The sequence below is a fragment of the Shewanella mesophila genome (assembly GCF_019457515.1).
Lineage (GTDB): Bacteria > Pseudomonadota > Gammaproteobacteria > Enterobacterales > Shewanellaceae > Shewanella > Shewanella mesophila.
In genome coordinates this window covers 2,893,623-2,914,905 of record NZ_CP080421.1, presented here as the reverse complement: position 1 = coordinate 2,914,905, position 21,283 = coordinate 2,893,623, and the positions used below count along the sequence as shown (strand labels likewise).

The 21,283-nt window shown below is 45.3% G+C and carries 18 protein-coding genes; 15 read left to right on the top strand and 3 right to left on the bottom strand.

Features of this window, described 5'->3' with window-relative positions:
- Positions 1-136 precede the first annotated feature (136 nt).
- The 3 genes from K0I73_RS12875 (at position 137) to K0I73_RS12865 (ending at position 1,469) form a co-directional block, all read left to right on the top strand.
- Positions 137-355 carry a DUF3820 family protein gene (locus K0I73_RS12875; protein ID WP_220061495.1) on the top strand — a complete coding sequence of 73 codons (219 nt, stop codon included), beginning with the start codon at positions 137-139 and terminating at the stop codon, positions 353-355.
- 132 nt (positions 356-487) lie between these two features.
- The gene (locus K0I73_RS12870; RefSeq protein WP_220061494.1) at positions 488-790 is read left to right on the top strand and encodes an NrfJ; all 303 of its coding nucleotides are present in this window, start codon (positions 488-490) and stop codon (positions 788-790) included.
- Positions 791-965: 175 nt separating this feature from the next.
- Entirely contained in the window at positions 966-1,469 is a 504-nt protein-coding gene (locus K0I73_RS12865) for a GNAT family N-acetyltransferase (protein WP_220061493.1), read from the top strand.
- Between the two features lie 16 nt (positions 1,470-1,485).
- Here the strand turns inward: K0I73_RS12865 and K0I73_RS12860 are convergent, their stop codons facing one another.
- Complete coding sequence (locus tag K0I73_RS12860; RefSeq protein WP_220061492.1) at positions 1,486-3,222, bottom strand: bifunctional metallophosphatase/5'-nucleotidase; 1,737 nt, start codon at positions 3,220-3,222, stop codon at positions 1,486-1,488.
- Positions 3,223-3,362: 140 nt separating this feature from the next.
- Positions 3,363-4,469: a CNNM domain-containing protein gene (locus tag K0I73_RS12855; RefSeq protein WP_220061491.1), complete on the bottom strand. Its 1,107-nt coding sequence runs from the start codon at positions 4,467-4,469 to the stop codon at positions 3,363-3,365.
- 143 nt (positions 4,470-4,612) lie between these two features.
- On the opposite strand from K0I73_RS12855, the gene rlmN reads away from it, so the two are divergent.
- From rlmN to K0I73_RS12805, 10 genes are all read left to right on the top strand, one after another.
- Positions 4,613-5,734 carry a dual-specificity RNA methyltransferase RlmN gene (gene rlmN / locus K0I73_RS12850; RefSeq protein WP_220061490.1) on the top strand — a complete coding sequence of 374 codons (1,122 nt, stop codon included), beginning with the start codon at positions 4,613-4,615 and terminating at the stop codon, positions 5,732-5,734.
- Between the two features lie 32 nt (positions 5,735-5,766).
- Positions 5,767-6,555, top strand: a complete 789-nt coding sequence (gene pilW, locus K0I73_RS12845) for a type IV pilus biogenesis/stability protein PilW (RefSeq protein ID WP_220061489.1) — start codon at positions 5,767-5,769, stop codon at positions 6,553-6,555.
- On the top strand, positions 6,555-7,493 hold the full coding sequence (locus K0I73_RS12840) for a RodZ domain-containing protein (RefSeq protein ID WP_220061488.1): 939 nt from the start codon (positions 6,555-6,557) through the stop codon (positions 7,491-7,493). Before pilW ends, K0I73_RS12840 begins: the two co-directional genes overlap by 1 nt.
- Positions 7,494-7,512: 19 nt before the next feature.
- Positions 7,513-8,631 (top strand): flavodoxin-dependent (E)-4-hydroxy-3-methylbut-2-enyl-diphosphate synthase, encoded by a 1,119-nt coding sequence (gene ispG, locus K0I73_RS12835; protein ID WP_220061487.1) that lies wholly within the window; start codon positions 7,513-7,515, stop codon positions 8,629-8,631.
- 170 nt (positions 8,632-8,801) lie between these two features.
- Entirely contained in the window at positions 8,802-10,073 is a 1,272-nt protein-coding gene (hisS, locus tag K0I73_RS12830) for a histidine--tRNA ligase (protein WP_220061486.1), read from the top strand.
- Positions 10,074-10,087: 14 nt separating this feature from the next.
- Positions 10,088-10,711, top strand: coding sequence for a tetratricopeptide repeat protein (locus K0I73_RS12825; RefSeq protein ID WP_220061485.1), 624 nt, complete (start codon positions 10,088-10,090; stop codon positions 10,709-10,711).
- 9 nt (positions 10,712-10,720) lie between these two features.
- Positions 10,721-11,908, top strand: coding sequence for an outer membrane protein assembly factor BamB (gene bamB / locus K0I73_RS12820; RefSeq protein WP_220061484.1), 1,188 nt, complete (start codon positions 10,721-10,723; stop codon positions 11,906-11,908).
- 94 nt (positions 11,909-12,002) lie between these two features.
- Positions 12,003-13,472, top strand: coding sequence for a ribosome biogenesis GTPase Der (gene der / locus K0I73_RS12815; RefSeq protein WP_220061483.1), 1,470 nt, complete (start codon positions 12,003-12,005; stop codon positions 13,470-13,472).
- 811 nt (positions 13,473-14,283) lie between these two features.
- A complete protein-coding gene (locus tag K0I73_RS12810) occupies positions 14,284-14,928 on the top strand; it encodes a hypothetical protein (RefSeq protein ID WP_220061482.1) in 645 nt (214 codons plus the stop codon).
- Positions 14,929-14,952: 24 nt separating this feature from the next.
- Positions 14,953-15,516, top strand: coding sequence for a hypothetical protein (locus K0I73_RS12805; protein WP_220061481.1), 564 nt, complete (start codon positions 14,953-14,955; stop codon positions 15,514-15,516).
- 1,096 nt (positions 15,517-16,612) lie between these two features.
- Here the strand turns inward: K0I73_RS12805 and xseA are convergent.
- Complete coding sequence (xseA, locus tag K0I73_RS12800) at positions 16,613-17,941, bottom strand: exodeoxyribonuclease VII large subunit (protein WP_220061480.1); 1,329 nt, start codon at positions 17,939-17,941, stop codon at positions 16,613-16,615.
- Between the two features lie 119 nt (positions 17,942-18,060).
- On the opposite strand from xseA, the gene guaB reads away from it, so the two are divergent.
- Both guaB and guaA read left to right on the top strand, forming a co-directional pair.
- Positions 18,061-19,527: an IMP dehydrogenase gene (guaB, locus tag K0I73_RS12795; protein ID WP_220061479.1), complete on the top strand. Its 1,467-nt coding sequence runs from the start codon at positions 18,061-18,063 to the stop codon at positions 19,525-19,527.
- 104 nt (positions 19,528-19,631) lie between these two features.
- Positions 19,632-21,209, top strand: coding sequence for a glutamine-hydrolyzing GMP synthase (guaA, locus tag K0I73_RS12790; protein ID WP_220061478.1), 1,578 nt, complete (start codon positions 19,632-19,634; stop codon positions 21,207-21,209).
- Positions 21,210-21,283: the final 74 nt, after the last annotated feature.

The window sequence follows — 21,283 nt, the reverse complement described above, 5'->3', positions numbered from 1 at the left end:
AGGTATTAATTTCGTAATGTGTAGGTTAATTTGGTATATATGTGATTGCTGTTTGGATCGGTTTGTAACCCTGGCTAGGTTTAGGTTTTACTTTATGTTTCAATAACCCTAGTTAAAGTGAATAGGAATTGAAGTGATGGATGATAAGTTGCTTATCGAAGCGATTAATCAAAAAATGCCATTTGGTAAGTATGCGGGACGTAAGTTAATCGAATTACCAGAACCTTATTTAGTGTGGTTTCACAGTAAAGGATTCCCTGAAGGTAAATTGGGCCAGCAGTTGGCGTTGATGTATGAGATAAAGCTAAACGGGCTTGAGGGAATGCTAAAACCGTTAATAGTTCCCACAAAGTAATCTTTATTGGCGGGAATGAGAGCTTGATCTAACTCTCTAGCATTACCAACCTAATAACCAAGGTTCGGTAGAGATTTATTAGTGAGCTCGTGGTTTAATGTTTAAGTAACGTTGAATATATAAGGAATTACAATGATAGCTAAACTTGTTCGCTTGGCCGCAGTTGCTACTTTGGCGCTTGGGATCTCTAGTGCATGGGCTGCTGGTGTTGTACATGAAGGTCAGGTTTTAGACACCATGAATGCCGGTGGTTACACCTATGTACAGATTAAAGAGTCAGATAAGACTTTTTGGGCTGCTGGCCCTCAAGTTGACTTGGTTAAAGGTGATGTTGTTGTTGTCCAAGAGCAGATGTGGATGAATGACTTCACTAGCAAAACATTAAACCGTACATTTGATGAGTTGTTATTTGTGGGCCGTATCGATAAGAAGTAAAACGCCACATAACGCTTATACCGGTCGGTATTCGTTTGTTAAATAGCGCTGATAATAGGTTATCAGCGCTATTTTTTTGTTGGTACAATACTTATGGCTTATCGATTTTGGACAGTAATTATTCGATGTATCGAGTGATTTATGTACCGAGTAATTTTATGTATAGAGTGATTCAATGTATCAAGTGATCCCATATGCGCCTGAATATGCAGCGCAAGTCAGCAAACTTTATCATTGCACGGTACAAAATATCGATGAATCCTCATATTCAGCGTCACAAAAACAAGCCTGGTCTAAAGCGCCGCGTTCAGCTTATCACTGGAATAAACGGCTGAGTCGCAGCAAAGCATGGCTAATGGTCGATACTAAGCAGATGGTGGGTAACAGTTATCTCTGTATTGGTTTTATCAATGTGGAAACCCACTTTTATAGTAGAGGCTATATCGATAGCCTCTACGTATTGCCTGGTTATCAGGGCATGGGGGTGGCCAGTGCGTTATATCAAGAGTTGGAGCTATGGGCTAAATTTTCTGCCGTTGAGCGTCTGAGTGTCGACGCGTCAAAACTCTCTAAGGCGCTATTTTTGTCCCAAGGTTTCAAGTTTCACCACAATCGATATCAAGAGAAATGTGGTGAAATTTTTCTGGCATTTTATATGTCGAAGCAACTTAGCCAATAGCTTCTCATCTGTCAGCTTAAAGGTGGCTGGTATATTCGACATGCGGTGTAAGCTGGCCGTTAAGTCCCTGTTCCCGAGACATAAAGCGAATAAAGGCCTCTGGTAGCGTTAGCTCGGTGATCTCTTCTTGCCACTCTGCATTGAGTAACGCTTGATATCCCTCTTTCCCCGAGGCTGTGTATGCCGATGAGACGCCGTAGTAGAAGGCTTCAATATCAATTGAGTGCCAGCTCTCTTCGGCATCTTGATGAACTAAAACTTCCAATTTTACCACCCGAGAGCCTTTCTCTTTACGACCATCATAGTAGTAGCGTAACCCATAGGTATAAGGAAAACTGCCTGCTCCAGTGCCGCTAATACTGTTGTTGGTCGCAGAGTTAATCGCCGATTCGATAGCCTGACAAAGATATTTACCTTGAATGCGATATTTTACTAGTGGCAATGCAAAAGGGAGCAGTCGGCCTAATACATCGGCCATAGTGACGGCGCCCTTATTTAGTGACTGCCTTACGCCTCCGGCGTTGTGAAGAACGAAGTCAAGCTGTTCTGTTATTCGCTGGGTTTCGTGATAGATACTCTTACATACCCAGGGAGCAATCTCGCTGCCATGGGGTAGGGCTTTGCTTGGTAATCGAGTGTGTACCAAATTTTGGGGGATAAATCCGAGTATTTGGTGCTCAAGTGCGGTTAATGCTGGATGATATTGTGACTGAATTACCTCAGTAATTGATGGATTCTCTTCATCCCATAATACAAAGGGGTGAGCGGATAGCTGGCTCATCAAGTGTTGATAATCATCCTTGGAGATCTGTTCATCGGATTCGATTAACAAATGCTTATCGAGCATGAAATAGTTGCCGCCCACAAGCGAGATAACCTTTCCATCTTGATCAAATTCAATATCACAAAGCCCTATGGTTTCAGCATATTTTCCTGCATGAAGAATAGGCGTGTTATTAACCGATGTACCATAAGGAAGGGCGCTAATCCCGAGCTGTTTAAAATCGCCTTGTAGCGTATGTGAATGGCCGCCAATGATAAGGCTAATGCCATCGACTTCAGTAGCTAACTGCTTGTCCATATCGAAGCCAAGATGACTCAGCACAACGATATGCCTTATCCCCTGTTGATGGAGTTGTTTTACCGTATTGGCCGTTGTTTCAATGGCGTTGGCAAACAGGGTGTCGTCGTCGGGGCGTGCGATCTCTTTCATCTGATCTAAGGTGATCCCGACAACGGCTAGTTGTTTATCGCCAAGAGGCTTTATTAGCGCCTTTGCGGTTTGGGTGCGGTGATCATAATCATACAAACGTGAGTGCCCTGATAGGGGCGCATTTTTGCTGCGATCTTCTTGGCTGAGATCCATATTGCCAGCCAACAAAGGAAATTGGATATTGTCCAAGAAATTTTTAACCGGCTCATTTCCGGCATCGATTTCGTGGTTGCCGAGCACCATGGCGTCGGGCTTAAGTCGATTTAACAGATCGGCGTTGGCCACACCTTTAAACTGACTAAAATAAAGGGTTCCCTGAAAACTATCGCCGCCATGGAGGAACAGAAAACTTTGCTGTGCATCATTGGCCTGCTGTCTTGCTTGTTCGGCCTGATACCCTATTCGCGCATAGCCGCCACTATGAGAGTAAACCTCGTACTGTTTATCTTCCTGAGTTAGTAGAAATTGCACTCGTGATGGGTCAAAATGTGAATGGGTGTCGTTAATATGTGCAAGCTTTAGGGTATATCTAACTGTCATGTAGGCCTCTTTTGTGGGGCTCGGATTATAGCGCAATTGGCCTAAATGAAAAAGGGAAGCATTAGCTTCCCTTTTATACTTAAGTTTTGATGCTTAACATAAACTCAGTAAGTAATTTACTATCAATTGCTTTTTCACTATTACTTTATGACTATGTCTTGAGGCTTGTCATCACCAAGGTGATCATTACTGCCGTCGGCACCGTCATCGGAGAGGCGAATACCTTTATGGGTCATACGTCTTTGCCACAGTTTACGAGCCAGCTGCTGCATATCTGTCACAGGATCGTTACTATCGACAATCTCAAGCCCTAGTAAAGATTCAATAATATCTTCAAGCGTAACAATGCCTTGGTTACTACCGTATTCATCAACAATCATCGCTATCTTAGTGCTGCGCTTAATCATCAGCTCAAATAACGGTAGTATTTTCGCTGTTTCTGGCACAATTAATAAGTTGCGCTTCAGCGCAGATATGGGAGCCGTAGGCGTGTTACGTTCAGCGAGCAGAATCGCATTGCGATTGATATACCCAATGATGTTATCTCGATCGTCCTCAAAGATAGGGATGCGAGTAAATGGGCATTTTTGATGTTGCTTTGAGAACTCTTGCTGGGTTAACTCGGCATTTAAGCTAAACATGACGGTTCTAGGTGTCATTATCGCTGTAACTGGCATCTCTTTAACTGACAACATTTGAGTCAAAATCTTCGACTCTTGTTCATCGAGTTCGCCCGATTCGTGCCCGATTTTCGCCATAGCACTCATCTCTTGGCGGATATAAGAGCCGTCATCCCCTTTACCCATTAACTGTGTGACTTGTTGCGACATCCAGATTAAAGGTTTGGTCAGGCGTTCCATCCATACGAGTAGCAGTGACACGCTTGGTGCCAATGTACGCCAGTAGTTTGCGCCTAACGTTTTTGGAATGATTTCTGAAAAGAACAGAATAAGGAAGGTTAGCACACCAGAAAATACACCTAACATCTCATCGCCAAAGACTTTAGCTGCTTGCGCGCCAGCCACTGCGGCACCGACAGTGTGTGCTATGGTATTAAGTGTTAAAATTGATACCAATGGCGACTCAACGTTAGCCTTTTGTCGGCTTAAACGAGCGGCGGCAACAGGATTAGTCTCTTTTAAATTAGCAATATAACTAGGTGTTACAGATAGAAGCACAGCTTCGAACACGCTACAGAGAAACGAGATCCCAATAGCGAGAAAAATAATAACAATAAGGGTTATCATGGGGGAGGTAAAATAACTCCGAGTAACGAGCCAATATTAGCCCGGCTGTAATTCTATCATAGTCTATTTCGTTGCTGGCTAAAATTTGCTGGTATCTGTATAATTCGCCGCCCTGTGGCAGGTTTGGTTTGAGGTTAGTCGAAATGAGTGAAAAGAAGATCAATTTATTGGATCTTGATCGTAAAGGATTAAGAGCGTTATTTTCGGAAATGGGTGAAAAGCCATTTCGTGCCGATCAATTGATGAAATGGTTGTATCATTTTGGCATAAGTGACTTCGAACAGATGACTAACATCAATAAAGTGCTGCGGGCGAAACTTGCCGAGCGCTGTGAAGTGGTTGCCCCTGAAATTTCCAGCTATCAAAAATCAACTGATGGCACCATTAAGTTTGCGATTAACGTCGGCAATGGTCAGGAAGTTGAAACGGTTTATATCCCAGAAGAAGACCGGGCGACTCTTTGTGTATCGTCTCAAGTCGGTTGTGCACTTGAGTGTACTTTCTGCTCGACCGCTCAGCAGGGGTTTAACCGTAACCTAACGGTATCTGAAATTGTTGGTCAGATCTGGCGCGTTTCTCATTTCCTAGGGTTTCAAAAAGAAACTGGCGAACGTCCAATCTCAAACGTCGTTATGATGGGTATGGGTGAGCCCCTACTTAACCTTAAAAATGTAATGCCTGCCATTGATATCATGCTCGATGATTTCGGATTTAGCCTATCTAAACGTCGGGTCACGGTATCGACATCTGGTGTCGTGCCTGCGCTAGATATCTTGGGCGATAACTTAGATGTGGCCTTGGCGGTAAGTATTCATGCGCCAGACGACGAGTTGCGTGATGTATTAGTCCCTGTTAATAAAAAGTACCCATTGGAAGACTTTTTGGCGGCTATTCGTCGTTATTTAGCGAAGTCAAACGCCAATCGTGGCCGCGTAACTGTAGAATATGTGATGCTAGATCATATTAACGACAGTACAGATCAGGCTCATGCGCTGGCTAAGTTAATGAAAGATACCCCTTGTAAGATTAACTTGATTCCGTTTAATCCTTATCCAGGTTCACCTTATGGTCGTTCATCAAACTCTCGTATCGACAGGTTTTCTAAAGTGCTAATGGAATATGGCTTAACGGTTATCGTCCGTAAGACGCGCGGAGACGATATTGACGCGGCTTGTGGTCAGCTTGCTGGGGATATTCGAGACAGAACCAAACGTTTAGCGAAAAAACGCATGCAAGATAGTCAGATTTCAGTCACAATAAACTAACTTATTGTATCTGCAAACAGATAGGCTTGCTAATGAAGCTAAAAAAGCCAAAAATTTCGATATTGATCATCCTGACATCTATGGTGATGTCAGGATGTGTGACTGAACGAACCTATAGCGGCACAGATGTTCCTGTGACGGAGAAAGTATTCGATAATGCTGCCGCAGCGCGTCAGCGTGTTCAACTGGGGCTGACTTATCTGCGCAAAGGTAATAGTGAACAAGCCAAATATAATTTGGATAAAGCGCTTGAGTTTGCTCCTAATCTTGAAGATGTGCATATCGCACTAGCCTATTATTATCAATCAGTTGGCGAATTGGATTTGACTGAGAAGTCTTATCGAGATGCGATCAACACCAGTGATGCCACTGGAGATTCAATGAACAACTTTGGCGTATTTCTGTGCCAGCAAGAGAAGTATCAACAAGCTGAAGAGATGTTTCTCAAAGCGGTTAAAATGCCCAAATACACCAGTTCGGCATCCAGTTATGAGAACTTAGGTGTATGTACCCGTAAATCGGGTGACCTGACTAAGGCGCAAGGTTATTTTGAAATGGCATTGAACTACGATCCTCGCCGAGGCACCTCGCTATTAGAATTATCTGAAATTGACCTAGAGTTGGGTCGTTACTCTGAAGCGAAGAGAGGCTTAGCGCGTTATCATCGAGTCGTGCCCGAGTCGGCGCAAAGTTTAGCGCTAGGAATTAGAATTGAGCAAGGCCTCAATGATTCGGAAGCCGTAAGAAAATTTGGTATATTATTACTCGCTAAATTTCCCGCTTCCTATGAGGCTAAGCAGTATAGAGCAAGTATGCACTAATGACTGATAATCAAACCGAAATGCTCAAGGATGAAGCTGAGACTATAAAGGATGCAACCCCAAAATTGGGTTTGTTGCTAAAAGAGGCGCGTGAGGCTCATGGCCTAAGCGTCGAACAGGTCGCTGAGCAGCTGCATCTGCGGCCATCTATTTTGTCTGACATCGAAGCCGATGATTATTCAAATATCGCTTCAACAACTTATGTCAAAGGCTATGTAAAAAACTATGCCCGTATCGTTGGCCTAGATAAAGAGGTGATAGATACAGTTTTAGCGCAGTGTTTTCCCGTGGCGAATTCACCAACAATGCAGAGTTTTTCTCGTAAAACGACGCGTCAGGCTCGAGATGGTCGGCTAATGATGGTGACCTATTTCATCATTTTTACACTGCTCGCATTGTTAGTTGTATGGTGGCTGCAAAAATCTGAGATGGTGTCTGGTGTCGATTTGTCAAAATTGACCGTTGAAGAGGTTGCAGAGATTGAGACTGATCAACCTCGCGCTGCCGTGCTTGGACAATCTATCGATGCCGTTAATGGCTCGTTAGAAGCCGAAACAGGAGTTGAGCCTCAAGTCCTCACCGAGAGTAGCGGATTGAACCAACCCCAAGTGAGTTTAGCTAATACGGTCGATGAGCAAGGGACTTTGGCTAAGCAATCTTCCGCAAATGGTGCTACAGAGAGCAGCAGTTCTGCCGTAGCGATGACACTTGCCGATGATTGCTGGATTCAATTGACCGACGCGCTAGGGAATAAGCTTATCGATGGGCTTAAAGTCGCGGGAAGTGAGCTTAATGTTGTTGGGCAGGAACCGTTTAACATTGTACTCGGTGCACCACAGTCCCTCGAATTAAGTATCAATGGTGAAAATGTTGATCTGGCAAAATACCCAAAGGGTAGAGTTGCTCGGTTAACACTAACAAGCTCCAGCAATCTTTGAAGTAGAAGAGTAAATTAAGATGTACAACGAGTCCCCAATCATTAGACGCCCATCGACACGAATTTATGTGGGTAATGTACCTATTGGTGATGGCGCCCCTATTGCTGTGCAGTCGATGACCAATACTCGCACTACCGATGTAGAAGCCACCGTCGCCCAGATCCGCGCATTAGAAAAAGTGGGTGCCGATTTGGTCAGGGTATCTGTACCTACTATGGATGCCGCCGAAGCATTTAAGCTGATTAAGCAGCAGACAAATATCCCTCTGATCGCCGATATCCATTTTGATTATCGTATTGCCCTGAAAGTGGCCGAATATGGTGTCGATTGTTTGCGTATTAACCCAGGTAATATCGGCAACGAAGAGCGGATCCGTAGCGTCGTTGAATGTGCTAGAGACAAGAATATTCCTATTCGTATTGGCGTCAATGGTGGTTCATTAGAGAAAGATCTCATGGATAAGTACAAAGAGCCAACGCCAGAAGCGCTGCTCGAGTCGGCCATGCGTCATGTAGATATTTTAGACAGGCTTAACTTCGATCAGTTTAAGGTCAGCGTTAAAGCTTCTGATGTGTTCTTAGCGGTCGAATCTTATCGATTGCTCGCTAAACAGATTAAACAACCGCTGCACCTTGGGATCACCGAAGCGGGTGGTGCTCGAGCGGGCTCGGTTAAATCCGCTGTCGGCCTAGGTATGTTATTGGCTGAAGGGATTGGCGACACCCTGCGCATCTCATTAGCTGCCGACCCGGTGGAAGAGATTAAAGTGGGTTTCGATATTCTAAAGTCACTGCGTATCCGTTCTCGTGGTATTAACTTTATTGCTTGCCCTTCATGTTCTCGCCAAGAGTTCGATGTTATAGCAACTGTCAATGCGCTTGAACAGCGCTTAGAAGATGTTGTCACACCTATGGATGTGTCGATTATCGGGTGTGTTGTTAACGGTCCGGGTGAAGCATTAGTGTCTGATATTGGCCTCACTGGTGGCAATCGTAAAAGTGGATACTTTGACGATGGTGTGCGTCAGAAAGAGCGTTTCGATAACGAGCATATTGTCGATCAATTAGAAGCAAAGATACGTGCAAAAGTGGCAACGATTAATGCCCGTATTCCAGCGACTGACGTGACCCAGTCGTAAGACAGTTAGCGTTATCCTTTAGTAATTAAATTCCTAGATTACAACCCGGTGAATGATTGAGGTTGTGTCCTAGGTCACTGACGTTAAGTGTCAGTTTTGCGTTTATTATTGATGCGCCTATAATGCGGGGCGCTTTTTTATTTTTATAGCTAATTTCGGACGAGTTCACAGTGGCAAAACAGATCCAAGCGATACGCGGCATGAATGACATTCTGCCAACACAAAGCCCTTTATGGCAAAAACTAGAAGCCGTACTGCGTGATACCGTAGCGGCCTATGGATACAGCGAAATTAGAACGCCGATTGTTGAAAGTACCGACCTTTTCAAACGTTCAATCGGCGAAGTCACTGATATCGTTGAAAAAGAGATGTATACCTTTGCCGATCGTAATGGCGACTATCTTACATTGCGCCCAGAAGGCACGGCTTCTACGGTTCGTGCTGGTAACGAACACGGCCTGTTGTATAACCAAGAGCAGCGTTTGTGGTACATGGGTCCCATGTTCCGTCACGAACGCCCACAAAAGGGACGATATCGTCAATTTAATCAATTCGGTGTCGAGGTGTATGGCATTGGAACGGCAGATGTTGATGCTGAAGTCTTGATGATGTCGGCGCGTCTGTGGCAGAAATTAGGCATTAGCGAACATGTTAAGCTTGAGCTTAATACCCTCGGCGATGCAGCAGAAAGAGCCGTATATCGTGATGCATTAATCGCTTTTCTCGAGCAGTATAAAGAGCAGCTTGATGAAGATAGCCAGCGCCGTATGTACACGAATCCGCTGCGCGTGCTCGATACTAAAAATCCAGATGTTCAAGCATTGCTAGCCGATGCACCAGAGCTGATGGATTACCTTGGCGAAGAGAGCAAGGCGCATTTTTCACATTTATGTGAACTACTTGACGCCGTTGGTATCAAATACACCATTAACCCACGCTTGGTTCGTGGTTTAGATTACTATAATCGTACAGTATTTGAATGGGTTACAGACAGTTTAGGTGCCCAAGGTACCGTACTTGCTGGTGGTCGTTATGATGGACTCGTAGGCCAGTTAGGTGGTAAAGATACGCCGGCTGTCGGATTTGCTATGGGTTTAGAGCGCATCGTTTTGATGTTAGAAACGCTTGAGCTGACCGATGATGTCCGCGGCGCTGTTGACGTTTATGTTACCGCAATGGGTGATAACTGCCGGGTTGAAGCGATCAAGATTGCTCAGCAACTGAGAGAGATTGCAGGCCTTAAAGTGATGAGTCATTGTGGTGGTGGTAACTTTAAGAAGCAGATGAAACGTGCCGATAAAAGCGGTGCTCTCGTTGCTATTGTGATTGGAGAGAATGAACTCGCTAACAATCAAGTAGCGGTAAAATATCTGCGTGAAGATAAAGAACAACAATTAGTTGCGCGTGACTCGTTAGCAACTTACATTGCAGAACTGATTTAAAGGGGAAGATTAAAGTGGAAATTTATAGCACAGAAGAACAACAAGTTGATGCTATCAAACAGTTCTGGAAAGACTATGGCAGCTCGATTGTCATCGGTGCAGTCGTTGGTTTAGGCGGCCTATATAGCTGGAACTATTACTCAGATTATAAGGTGGCCCAAGCTGAAGAAGCGTCGGAAACCTTCCAAGCGGTTAGCAATTCAGTCAAATCGGATTCGACTATGCTAGCTGCGGCTGAAAGCTTTGCTAAAGATCATCAAAGCCAAAAAGGCTATCAAGCACTACTCGAGCTGATTGTCGCCAAAGCGGCTGTCGAAGTGGGTGATCTAGCTAAAGCGGAACAGTCACTAAAACAAGTGGTTGCCGATAATGCCGATGAAGGGCTTGTCGCGGTTGCCACACTTCGACTCGCTAGAGTGCAAGCAGAGCAGGGGCAGTTCGCGACGGCTATAGCTACTTTAGAACAAGTCTCAGCGCCAGCATTTTCGGTGCAACGTAATGAACTAAAAGGTGATTTCCTAGTACGCCAAGGCGAATCAGAGAAAGCGAAGAGTGCCTATCAAGCTGCCATAGACAATGGCGGCGCAGCATCGAGCCCAGCGCTTCAAATGAAGCTTGATAACCTGAATAAGGCATAAGGATAGCCCATGAAGTCTTGGTGCAAAACGTTACTCGCATGCGGGCTAAGCATTGGCTTATTGTCTGCTTGTGCTTCAAGTGATATCGAAGAGGAACCCGTTAGTCCTTTACCAGAAATCGAGGCTAGCGTATTCCCTGAAGTAAGTTGGAGTGCCAATATCGGCAGCGGTGTCGGTGACTATTACTCAGGTCTGCGACCTGCAGTAAGGTACGGAAAGCTTTTTGTTGTTGATCGTTATGGGCAAATCATTGCTTTCAACGAAGAGACTGGCGAACAGGTTTGGAATGTCGATATTAGTGACTCTTTCCGAGATAGACCGCTTGCCAAAAATAAGGGGGCTCGTTTAGCTGCTGGCGTTACCGCCGCTAGAGATAAAATCTTTGTTGGCGGTGAGAGTGGCTTTTTTGCTGCATTAAACGCAGAAACCGGTGAGCCTGTGTGGGACGTTGTTGCCGGTGGCGAGCTATTGTCGGCGCCGACGGTCGGCGAAGATGTTGTTGTTGTGAGCACTAGCTCGGGAAGCCTTGAAGCCTTTAACGTCGATGATGGTGAAAAGCTTTGGACTTACGAGAGTAAGCTTCCCACTTTGACCTTGCGCGGAACGGGTTCTGCGACTTATGAAGCTGGCGGATTTTTCGTTGGTACCGCCGATGGTAAAGTGGCGGTTGTTGTGAAAAACAACGGTCAAGCTGCATGGGAACAACCGATCTACACTCCTAAAGGTGGCAATGAGTTTTCTCGTATGGCTGATGTCGATATGAAACCTCTTGTTAGCGGCGAAAATCTGTATGCGGTAAGTTACAATGGTAACTTGGTGTCGATGGAGCTTCGCAGTGGGCGTATAGTGTGGAGCCGTAAGTATTCGAGCTTTAATGACTTAGCGTCTTCTGGACTAAATCTGTTTGTGGTTGATGATCATAGTCGTATCTACGCAGTAGATAAACGTAACGGCCTTGAGAATTGGTCTAATAGCGAGTTGAGTAACCGCGATCTGACATCACCAGCCGTGTTTAAAGATTATCTCGTTGTCGGTGACTTCGAAGGTTATTTGCACTTTATCGATCGTACCAATGGTAAAATAGTTGGCCGTGTCGAAGTGGATAGTTCAGGTTTATTTAGCCAGCCGCTAGTAATAGATGATAAAATCTATGTACAGACGCGTGGTGGTAAGGTTGCTAGAATAACGCTTCCATAAGGCGAGCTTTACAGTTTTAAAGGCCCCTGGACGTTAGTTCTGGGGGCTTTTTATTTAAGATTTTCAAAAAGATTTGTAGATTAGAGGCAAGAAAATGATTCCAGTTGTGGCCCTAGTAGGCCGACCAAACGTAGGTAAGTCGACCCTGTTCAATCGTCTTACGCGCACCAGAGATGCCTTGGTAGCAGACTACCCTGGACTGACTCGGGATCGTAAGTACGGCCGCGCTCACCTATCGGGTTATGAGTTTATCGTGGTCGATACCGGCGGTATCGACGGCACCGAAGAGGGTATCGAAACCCGTATGGCAGAGCAATCGCTTGCGGCTATCGAAGAAGCGGACGTAGTGCTGTTTTTAACCGATGCCCGTGCTGGCTTAACATCGGCTGATGAAGCGATTGCAGCGCATCTGCGTCGCCGTGAAAAAACCACGTTTGTCGTTGCCAACAAGGTTGATGGTATTGATGCTGACTCTGCCTGTGGTGAGTTTTGGGCGCTTGGCTTAGGTGAAGTGTACCAGATGGCTGCATCTCAAGGCCGCGGCGTGACCAACATGATCGAGTATGCGTTAGCGCCATACGCCGAAGCACTCGGTCTAACCCGAGATGGCGATGAGCAAGAGCCAGAAGAAGAGCGTGAATATACAGAAGAGGAAGCAGAAGCTGAGCAAAAGCGTCTGCAAGATCTGCCAATTAAGCTAGCCATTATTGGTAAGCCAAACGTGGGTAAATCAACCTTAACTAACCGTATTTTAGGTGAAGAGCGGGTTGTTGTTTATGATGAGCCGGGTACCACCCGAGACAGTATCTATATTCCGCTAGAGCGTGATGGCCAAGAATATGTGATTATCGACACCGCTGGTGTCCGTCGTCGTAGTAAAGTACATGAGACCGTCGAGAAATTCTCGGTGATCAAAACCTTGAAAGCGGTAGAAGATGCTAACGTCGTACTGCTTATCGTCGATGCCCGTGAAGGTATCGCCGAGCAAGATCTTGGCCTATTGGGTTTTGCGCTTAATGCTGGTCGAGCTTTGGTTATTGCGGTAAACAAGTGGGATGGTATCGATCAAGAGATAAAAGACAGAGTTAAGAGCGAACTCGACCGTCGTCTAGGCTTTATCGACTTTGCCCGTATTCACTTTATCTCGGCGCTACATGGCACGGGTGTTGGTCATCTATTTGAATCGGTGCAAGAAGCCTACGAGAGTGCAACGCGCCGCGTCAGCACCTCAATGCTGACTCGTATCATGCAGATGGCACAAGACGATCACCAGCCACCTTTGGTTAATGGCCGTCGCGTTAAGCTTAAATATGCCCACGCAGGCGGTTACAACCCACCAATTGTTGTGGTGCATGGTAATCAGGTTAAGAAGCTGCCAGATTCATACAAGCGCTTTATGATGAACTACTATCGTCGTTCACTCAAAGTGATGGGCACGCCTATTCAAGTGCGTTTCCAAGAGGGTGGCAACCCGTTTGAGGGCATGAACAGCAAGAAGCTGACCGTGAGCCAAGAGCGCCGCCGTAAGCGTATGATGAGTCATATTAAAGACAGTAAGAAGTAATCTAACTATTTAGAATTATTTCATCGAAGGCCAGCCGCTATAGCTGGCCTTTTTGTTGATTGCGGGTTAAGTCTCTACCTTAATTATCTGTCTTGAGTATTTGATTGAGATAATTTTGCGTTGAACGGCCTCACAAGGGTGCAGCCATTCCATTGTCCATTCGCCTTGAATTAGTTGCCAAAAAACACGCTGAGTAGATCATTTTCTTATACTGATTGGTATCAATAGAGGACCGAGAGTGAAGCGTAGCTTTGGGTTAACGAACGAGAGGCATGGACGTCGAACTGGCTTTTAGAGATGGACGTTGTTCGAGCACTTCCATGTGGGCTCTGCTAAATCATCTGACTTACATGGAAGTAGGGAATGCCGAAAACATTTTCGGCTATGATTTCGAAGGACAAAACCGCACTTACACTGGGTTATTTCATCTCTTCGATTTGACAGTGTTTGGTGTGACTTGAGAATTAAAAGCTAAGAAGCTTTTGCCCCAAAGTTAGCTAGCGAAGAACCTTGTTTACATCCTGTTACCAACTTTTGCAATAACTAAGCTAATGTGAACTGCAACAAACAAGACCTGCCCCTAATTATCATGTAGGCCGGAGCCAAGTGACTTCTCTTCCTGCGTGAACATTGCACTTTATGCAATGATGGAGGCCCTTTGTTTCGTTCAGCAGAGAATCTGAGGTTGATTTCTTTTATATTATAACTCATTGTTTAAAAGCTAGTTTACTGTTAGTCTAGAGTAGTTTCATTACTGGTGACCTGTTCTTATTCGGAATTCAGCCTAATATATTGTTGGTTTCTTAGGAGAATGAAAATCGACTTTTCAAATGTACCGCTTGCGCCAATTGCTACAGTAGTTGCCGCGTTAATTACATCGTTAATTGCATTTATTAACCTGACTCTCAGTAAGGAACAAAAAACTTCTGACTTTAGGCAGGCTTGGATAGATGGGTTAAGAGGTGACTTAGCAGTATTCTTTTCGTCGGCTAGAGCTTTATGTAGAGTTATGCAAGAGGCACGAAGCCCGCACCGCTCAGATGAAGATGTTCTAAACTTTCGCTTCAGTAAAGAACAAGTTGGTAAAATGCGATTCGAAGGAGCTGAAGCACTGTATCGTGTCAAACTTAGGCTTAACCCCAATGAAGATGAACACGCTGAGCTAAACAGACTATTGGATTTGGCTACTTCTACCCAGAATCAAATAAATGTCGAGAAAGGGCTGGATTATAGTGATGCTCTTATAGCAATTGAAAACGCATCATCTTATTCGCAAGAAATTTTGAAAAGCGAATGGAAAAGGGTAAAGCGTGGTGAAAAATCATTTCGCGTTGCAAAGAACTGGATTATGCCAATGATCATGGCTATTTCATTGGTGTTTGTTTCCGTGTTGCTGTATAGCCCAGTTGAAACTGACCAGTCAATCCAATCGACCGCTGACGCGCCAGCTAATTGAAGCATTATATCCTATGAGAATCGAATGAAATATTTTTTGGCTGCTATAGCTTTGATTGTGTCACCAGTTTGCCAAGCAGGAGAAATTGCGAATTTTGTTGGTGCTTATTTACCAAATGATAAAGGTGAATGTAAAACTAGCACCATTTATAGCAAGGATTACCCTGACTCAAATATAAGTGGTGTATGTATACCAATACTTGCAATGTTCGATGAGAAAAAGAAAGAGCTAGTAACTCTTGCTATAACTGAGCTAAAAAATCCAGAACAGCTAGAAGCGATGATTCAATTAGAGATTGCGAAAAGGCAACCTACTGAAGCCTACGAAGTCCAAATCGATAAAAAAAGCGATGATATTTTTAAACTGGTAGACGGCTCTGTGCTAGAGAAAACTGGATATGGTTATGTCGGTTATGTTGGATATCACGAAGAATCAATTTTATATAAAGATGGTGAACAATGGAGATTCTGCGTCAAAGGCTCTTCGTTCAAGGTAGATGTCCTTAAATACGTTAAATATCACTATAGTAAAGATTCCATTTCTGGTAAGTCTGTGAAAGAGATTGAAAGTATGGATGTTTGTAATTAAGGCAAAACAAGTTACTCAAACGGCAAAGCGTTACCGTACATCCGATTGCCATACTTTTCCTAATCAATACTCCCTAATTTAGAGCTTTAGTCCTAAATCATTTATGTCCAAAAATGATTCACCATTGACAGACCTGTGGATACAAAATAAAGCTAAATCGAAGAGATAAAATGACCCCGTGTAGATGCGGCTGCGGACGTTGATGGCAGGGATGCCATCGTCGAGCCTCCACGGATGGATTGACGGCGTGTAGCAGCAGTATCTGCACACTCCTCGCCGGACAGGCGATTAGTTACAGTGAAGATACAAATTTCAAAGACATTCCACCAACACTAATTCAGCCAAATGTTAAACCAGAAAAATGCCAACACCTTCATTCGAAGGCCAGCATTCTTTTGTCCAAAAATGATTTAACTTTTGATTGTCAGACTGATACCCGAAAGGCCAAATCGAAGAGATAAAATGACCCCGTGTAGATGCGGCTGCGGACGTTGATGGCAGGGATGCCATCGTCGAGCCTCCACGGATGGATTGACGGCGTGTAGCAGCAGTATCTGCACACTCCTCGCCGGACAGGCGATTAGTTACAGTGAAGATACAAATTTCAAAGATATTCCACCAACACTAATTCAGCCAAATGTTAAACCAGAAAAATGCCAACACCTTCATTCGAAGGCCTGTATTCTTTTGTCCAAAACCTTCTCACAAGGTTAAATCGAAGAGATAGAAAAGTCGGTGTAGGTGCGGCTGTGACCTTCCGTGACATATATGCCGAGGTAGAGCTCACATGGAAGTGCTCGAACAACGTCCATGTCTAAAAGCCAGTTCGGCGTCCATGCCTCTCGTTCGTAAGCACGAAGCTACGCTTCACTCACCGTGCAGAAGAAGTACCTGCATGAATTGGTCGCTCTTTCACATCCTGTGATCACGACATTTGCGCATCCATGCGCTTCACCTGCGGCAAGCAATTCAAAACCATGAAGGTCAACTCTGCCATCAGCGAAGTAAAAATCAACACAGCTAAATGTTACAAGCCAAAAATGTTAGCCCCTTCACTCCAAGGCCAGAACACTTTTTAGGCTAACTTAGCCGTCAGTCATAACACTGTCGATTGCACTTCACCATCGATGAGCTTAGTGGTTAGTCTGTCGCCTGCGTTAACATCGGTAACCTTCTGAACCACTTTTCCATTGATGTCTAGGGTAATACTGTAACCTCGGCTAAGGGTCGCAAGTGGACTGACGGTGTCCAATTGATGGGCTGTGTGCGTCAATGCCGTTTTGGCATCAGATAACCGTGTTTGCATCGCCTTGTTGAGCTTTTGACTTAAAAAACTTAATCGATTGTGTTCTAGCTTTAAACGGTTAGTTGGGGATTGCTGGGCTAAACGGTGGGCTAACCCTTGACTGCTCATATTCAATCTTGCCAGTCTGGCATTGATCGCCGATTCGAGTCTGAGCTGCATCTCATCGAAGCGCTGTTCATATTGTTGTAACTGGCGCTTGGGATCTTGCCGGTGTAAACGATGCTCGATCATGCTAAAGCGTTGCTGCTGCTTTAAACGGTAATGTTGCCAGCCCTGTTTTAGGCGGATCATTGCCATAATAAGCTTATCGCTTTTGCTTAAGGCATCTTGTGACAGTAGCTCAGCCGCTGCTGAGGGCGTCGGGGCGCGAAGGTCGGCAACGTAGTCGCTAATGGTGGTGTCGACCTCATGACCGACCGCTGAAACAATAGGAAGCGCACTGTTGTAGATTGTATGGGCAAGCGCTTCACTGTTGAAGCACCATAGATCTTCTAATGAACCGCCGCCGCGGGTGACTAATAATAGGTCGACTTCATTGCGGTCATTAGCTTGCATAATGGCGTGACAAATCGCGCGGTCAGCATGTTCGCCTTGGACAGGCGCTGGATAGATGATCACCTCTATCGAGGGATCGCGGCGTTTGAGTACGTGCAGTACATCTCTAATTGCAGCGCCCGTTGCAGAGGTGATCACTCCGATACGTTGAATGTTATCGGGCAGTGGTCGCTTAGTGTCTGCTGCAAATAGGCCTTCGGCAGCCAGTTTCATTTTTAGCGCTTCATACTGCTGGGCTAATAAACCATCACCTGCGGGGAGCATAGAATCGATGATCAGTTGATAGTCGCCTCTAGGCTCGTAAACGCTAATGGAACCTTTAACTAAGACCTGTTGTCCATTGGCTGGTCTAAAAGTGACACTGCGATTTTTGCCCTTGAACATCGCCGAGCGGATCTGGGCGTAATTATCTTTTAGGGTTAAATACCAATGACCAGAACTGGGCGCCGAAAAGTTGGAGATCTCAGCTTCTAGCCAGATCCTCCCCAGTTCACCTTCGAGAAGTTGTCTGACCTCTCCATTGAGGCGAGACACGGTGTAAACATTATTTTTCGGCATATTCATAGAAATTTTGCAACTAAAGCGACTTTTTTACTATTTTCCATTTACCAAGCCCAATATGCAAGGTATAATCCCGCCGCAATATTTTACCTCTTATATCACCTACATGGGGAGATGTTGCCATGCTACGTTTAAAAAAAGAAGCACTAACCTTTGACGATGTTTTGCTTGTTCCTGCACATTCGACTGTACTCCCTAACACTGCTGTTCTTAAGACTCGTTTAACCCAAACAATAGAACTCAATATGCCAATTGTGTCTGCAGCCATGGATACCGTGACTGAAGCACGTCTTGCGATCGCGATGGCGCAAGAAGGTGGCCTTGGTTTTATTCATAAGAACATGAGTATAGAGCAGCAAGCCGAGCAAGTTCGCCAAGTGAAGATCTATGAGGCGGGTATCGTTCAGCAACCTGTAACGGTAACGCCTTCGACAACACTTGCAGATCTAAAAATACTGACACAAAAGAATGGCTTTGCTGGCTATCCAGTTGTTGATGATGCGAACGAATTGGTGGGTATAATTACTGGTCGTGATGTCCGTTTTATCACTGATTGGAGCCGTACCGTTGAGCAAGTGATGACGCCGAAAGCGCGCCTTGTCACTGTGCCAGAGGGGACGCCACTCGACGAAGTGCAAAAGCTGATGCATGCTCACCGCGTTGAGAAAGTCCTAGTGGTCGATGGGAATTATCGACTAAAAGGTCTTATCACTGTCAAAGATTTCCAAAAAGCCGAAGAGAAGCCAAACGCCTGTAAAGATGAGTTTGGTCGTCTACGCGTTGGTGCCGCTGTTGGCGCTGGTGCCGGTAATGAAGAGCGTGTTGATGCGCTTGTTGCTGCTGGTATCGACGTATTGCTAATCGATTCATCACACGGCCACTCTGAGGGCGTGTTACAACGTATTCGAGATACTCGCGCTAAGTACCCTGATCTACAAATTGTTGGCGGTAACGTCGCAACGGCAGAAGGTGCGCTAGCCTTAGTGGAAGCTGGCGTTAACGCGGTTAAGGTGGGTATTGGTCCTGGCTCTATCTGTACTACTCGTATCGTGACGGGTGTGGGCGTGCCACAAATTACCGCAGTATCCGATGCTGCTGCTGCCGTTAAGCACCTAGATATTCCAGTGATTGCCGATGGTGGTATTCGTTTCTCTGGTGACTTAGCTAAGGCGTTAGCCGCTGGCGCGTCATGCATCATGGCTGGCTCTATGTTCGCTGGTACTGACGAAGCTCCTGGTGAAACTGAACTGCACAATGGCCGTGCCTATAAGTCATACCGCGGTATGGGTTCACTTGGCGCCATGACGCAAGGGTCATCAGACCGTTACTTTCAAACTGATAACGCCGCTGACAAGCTAGTACCAGAAGGCATCGAAGGTCGCGTACCTTACAAAGGTAAGCTTAAAGAGATCATCCATCAGTATATGGGTGGTTTGCGTTCATGTATGGGCCTAACGGGTTGTCCTACCATTAAAGATCTGAGCGAGCAGGCGGAATTTGTGAAGGTAACATCGGCTGGCATGGGTGAGTCTCATGTACATGATGTCACCATCAGTAAAGAAGCCCCTAACTACCGTAGCCGGTCATAAAGATTGAAATCAGGCAGTGTTAAAATGACGCTGCCTTTTGTTAATTTGATCTGCCGATATTGATATCGGTCACTAGCGATAATTTGAAAGATATAAGGTAAACCATGAGCAATATTCATGATCATAAGATCCTCATTCTCGATTTTGGATCTCAGTACACGCAATTGATTGCCCGCCGTATCCGCGAGATCGGTGTTTACTGTGAACTTTGGGCATGGGATGTGTCTGAAGCGCAAATCAAAGAGTTTGCACCTAACGGTATTATTCTTGCTGGTGGCCCTGAAAGTGTCACTGCCGAAAACTCGCCACGTGCACCTGAATATGTGTTTAACGCCGGTGTTCCTGTACTTGGGATCTGTTACGGCATGCAAACCATGTCTGAACAACTTGGCGGTAAAGTGATCCAAGGTGTCGGTGAAGGTGAGTTTGGTTATGCTCAAGTTGAGGTGCAAGCACCATCAGAGCTATTTAAAAGCATTGAAGATGCGGTGAGCGACAGCGGCAAGGCGTTACTTGATGTGTGGATGAGTCACGGTGATAAGGTCTCTGAAATTCCAGAGGGCTTCATTACGGTTGCTAACACTGAAACCTGTCCATTTGCTGCGATGGCAAATGAAGAGAAGCGTTTCTATGGCGTTCAGTTCCACCCAGAAGTGACTCATACTCGTCAGGGTCAACGTATGTTAGAGCATTTTGCTCTGGGGATCTGTGGCTGCGAAGCTAACTGGAAACCATCATCGATTATTGAAGATGCTATTGCGCGTTTAAAGCAGCAGATTGGCGATGATGAAGTTATCTTGGGTCTGTCTGGTGGCGTAGATTCATCGGTTGTGGCTATGCTACTGCACCGCGCTATCGGCAAACAGTTAACTTGTGTGTTTGTTGATAACGGTTTATTGCGTCTCAATGAAGCCGATCAAGTGTTAGAGATGTTTGGCGATCACTTCGGACTTAATATCGTTCATGTCGATGCTGAAGATCGATTCCTCGATGCCCTTGCCAGTGAAGCCGAACCAGAAGCTAAGCGTAAGATCATTGGTAAAGTGTTTGTCGATATTTTCGATGAAGAGTCTAAAAAATGCGTTAATGCTAAATGGTTGGCACAAGGGACTATTTATCCTGATGTGATTGAATCTGCGGGCAGTGCGACGGGTAAGGCTCACGTGATTAAGTCGCACCATAACGTTGGCGGTTTGCCAGACGATATGGAACTTGGCTTAGTTGAGCCGCTTCGCGAGTTGTTTAAAGATGAAGTGCGTAAGATTGGTCTCGAGTTAGGCTTGCCTTACAATATGCTTTATCGTCATCCGTTCCCTGGACCAGGTCTTGGTGTTCGCGTGCTGGGTGAAGTGAAGAAAGAGTATTGCGACTTGCTGCGCCGCGCCGATGCTATCTTTATTGAAGAGCTGCATAAAGCGGACCTTTACAACAAGGTGAGCCAAGCGTTTACCGTGTTCCTACCAGTTCGCTCTGTGGGCGTTATGGGTGATGGTCGTAAGTACGATTGGGTTGTCTCGCTACGTGCGGTAGAAACCATCGACTTTATGACTGCACATTGGGCGCATCTACCTTATGATTTCTTGGGCCGCGTATCAAACCGCATCATCAATGAAATCGACGGTATTTCTCGTGTGGTTTACGATATTTCAGGTAAGCCGCCTGCGACCATTGAGTGGGAATAATCTTGCTGTGATAGCTTGAACAAAGGGGCATAGCAATATGCCCCTTTTTTGTGGTTGATGTGACTAGTTCTAGT

What these genes read in the sequence shown, in the direction of transcription:
- K0I73_RS12875 (WP_220061495.1), top strand. Translation starts at nt 137, where the DNA reads ATGGATGATAAGTTGCTTATCGAAGCGATTAATCAAAAAATGCCATTT.
- K0I73_RS12870 (WP_220061494.1), top strand. Translation starts at nt 488, where the DNA reads ATGATAGCTAAACTTGTTCGCTTGGCCGCAGTTGCTACTTTGGCGCTT.
- K0I73_RS12865 (WP_220061493.1), top strand. Translation starts at nt 966, where the DNA reads ATGTATCAAGTGATCCCATATGCGCCTGAATATGCAGCGCAAGTCAGC.
- K0I73_RS12860 (WP_220061492.1), bottom strand. Translation starts at nt 3,222, where the DNA reads ATGACAGTTAGATATACCCTAAAGCTTGCACATATTAACGACACCCAT.
- K0I73_RS12855 (WP_220061491.1), bottom strand. Translation starts at nt 4,469, where the DNA reads ATGATAACCCTTATTGTTATTATTTTTCTCGCTATTGGGATCTCGTTT.
- rlmN (WP_220061490.1), top strand. Translation starts at nt 4,613, where the DNA reads ATGAGTGAAAAGAAGATCAATTTATTGGATCTTGATCGTAAAGGATTA.
- pilW (WP_220061489.1), top strand. Translation starts at nt 5,767, where the DNA reads ATGAAGCTAAAAAAGCCAAAAATTTCGATATTGATCATCCTGACATCT.
- K0I73_RS12840 (WP_220061488.1), top strand. Translation starts at nt 6,555, where the DNA reads ATGACTGATAATCAAACCGAAATGCTCAAGGATGAAGCTGAGACTATA.
- ispG (WP_220061487.1), top strand. Translation starts at nt 7,513, where the DNA reads ATGTACAACGAGTCCCCAATCATTAGACGCCCATCGACACGAATTTAT.
- bamB (WP_220061484.1), top strand. Translation starts at nt 10,721, where the DNA reads ATGAAGTCTTGGTGCAAAACGTTACTCGCATGCGGGCTAAGCATTGGC.
- der (WP_220061483.1), top strand. Translation starts at nt 12,003, where the DNA reads ATGATTCCAGTTGTGGCCCTAGTAGGCCGACCAAACGTAGGTAAGTCG.
- K0I73_RS12810 (WP_220061482.1), top strand. Translation starts at nt 14,284, where the DNA reads ATGAAAATCGACTTTTCAAATGTACCGCTTGCGCCAATTGCTACAGTA.
- K0I73_RS12805 (WP_220061481.1), top strand. Translation starts at nt 14,953, where the DNA reads ATGAAATATTTTTTGGCTGCTATAGCTTTGATTGTGTCACCAGTTTGC.
- xseA (WP_220061480.1), bottom strand. Translation starts at nt 17,941, where the DNA reads ATGAATATGCCGAAAAATAATGTTTACACCGTGTCTCGCCTCAATGGA.
- guaB (WP_220061479.1), top strand. Translation starts at nt 18,061, where the DNA reads ATGCTACGTTTAAAAAAAGAAGCACTAACCTTTGACGATGTTTTGCTT.
- guaA (WP_220061478.1), top strand. Translation starts at nt 19,632, where the DNA reads ATGAGCAATATTCATGATCATAAGATCCTCATTCTCGATTTTGGATCT.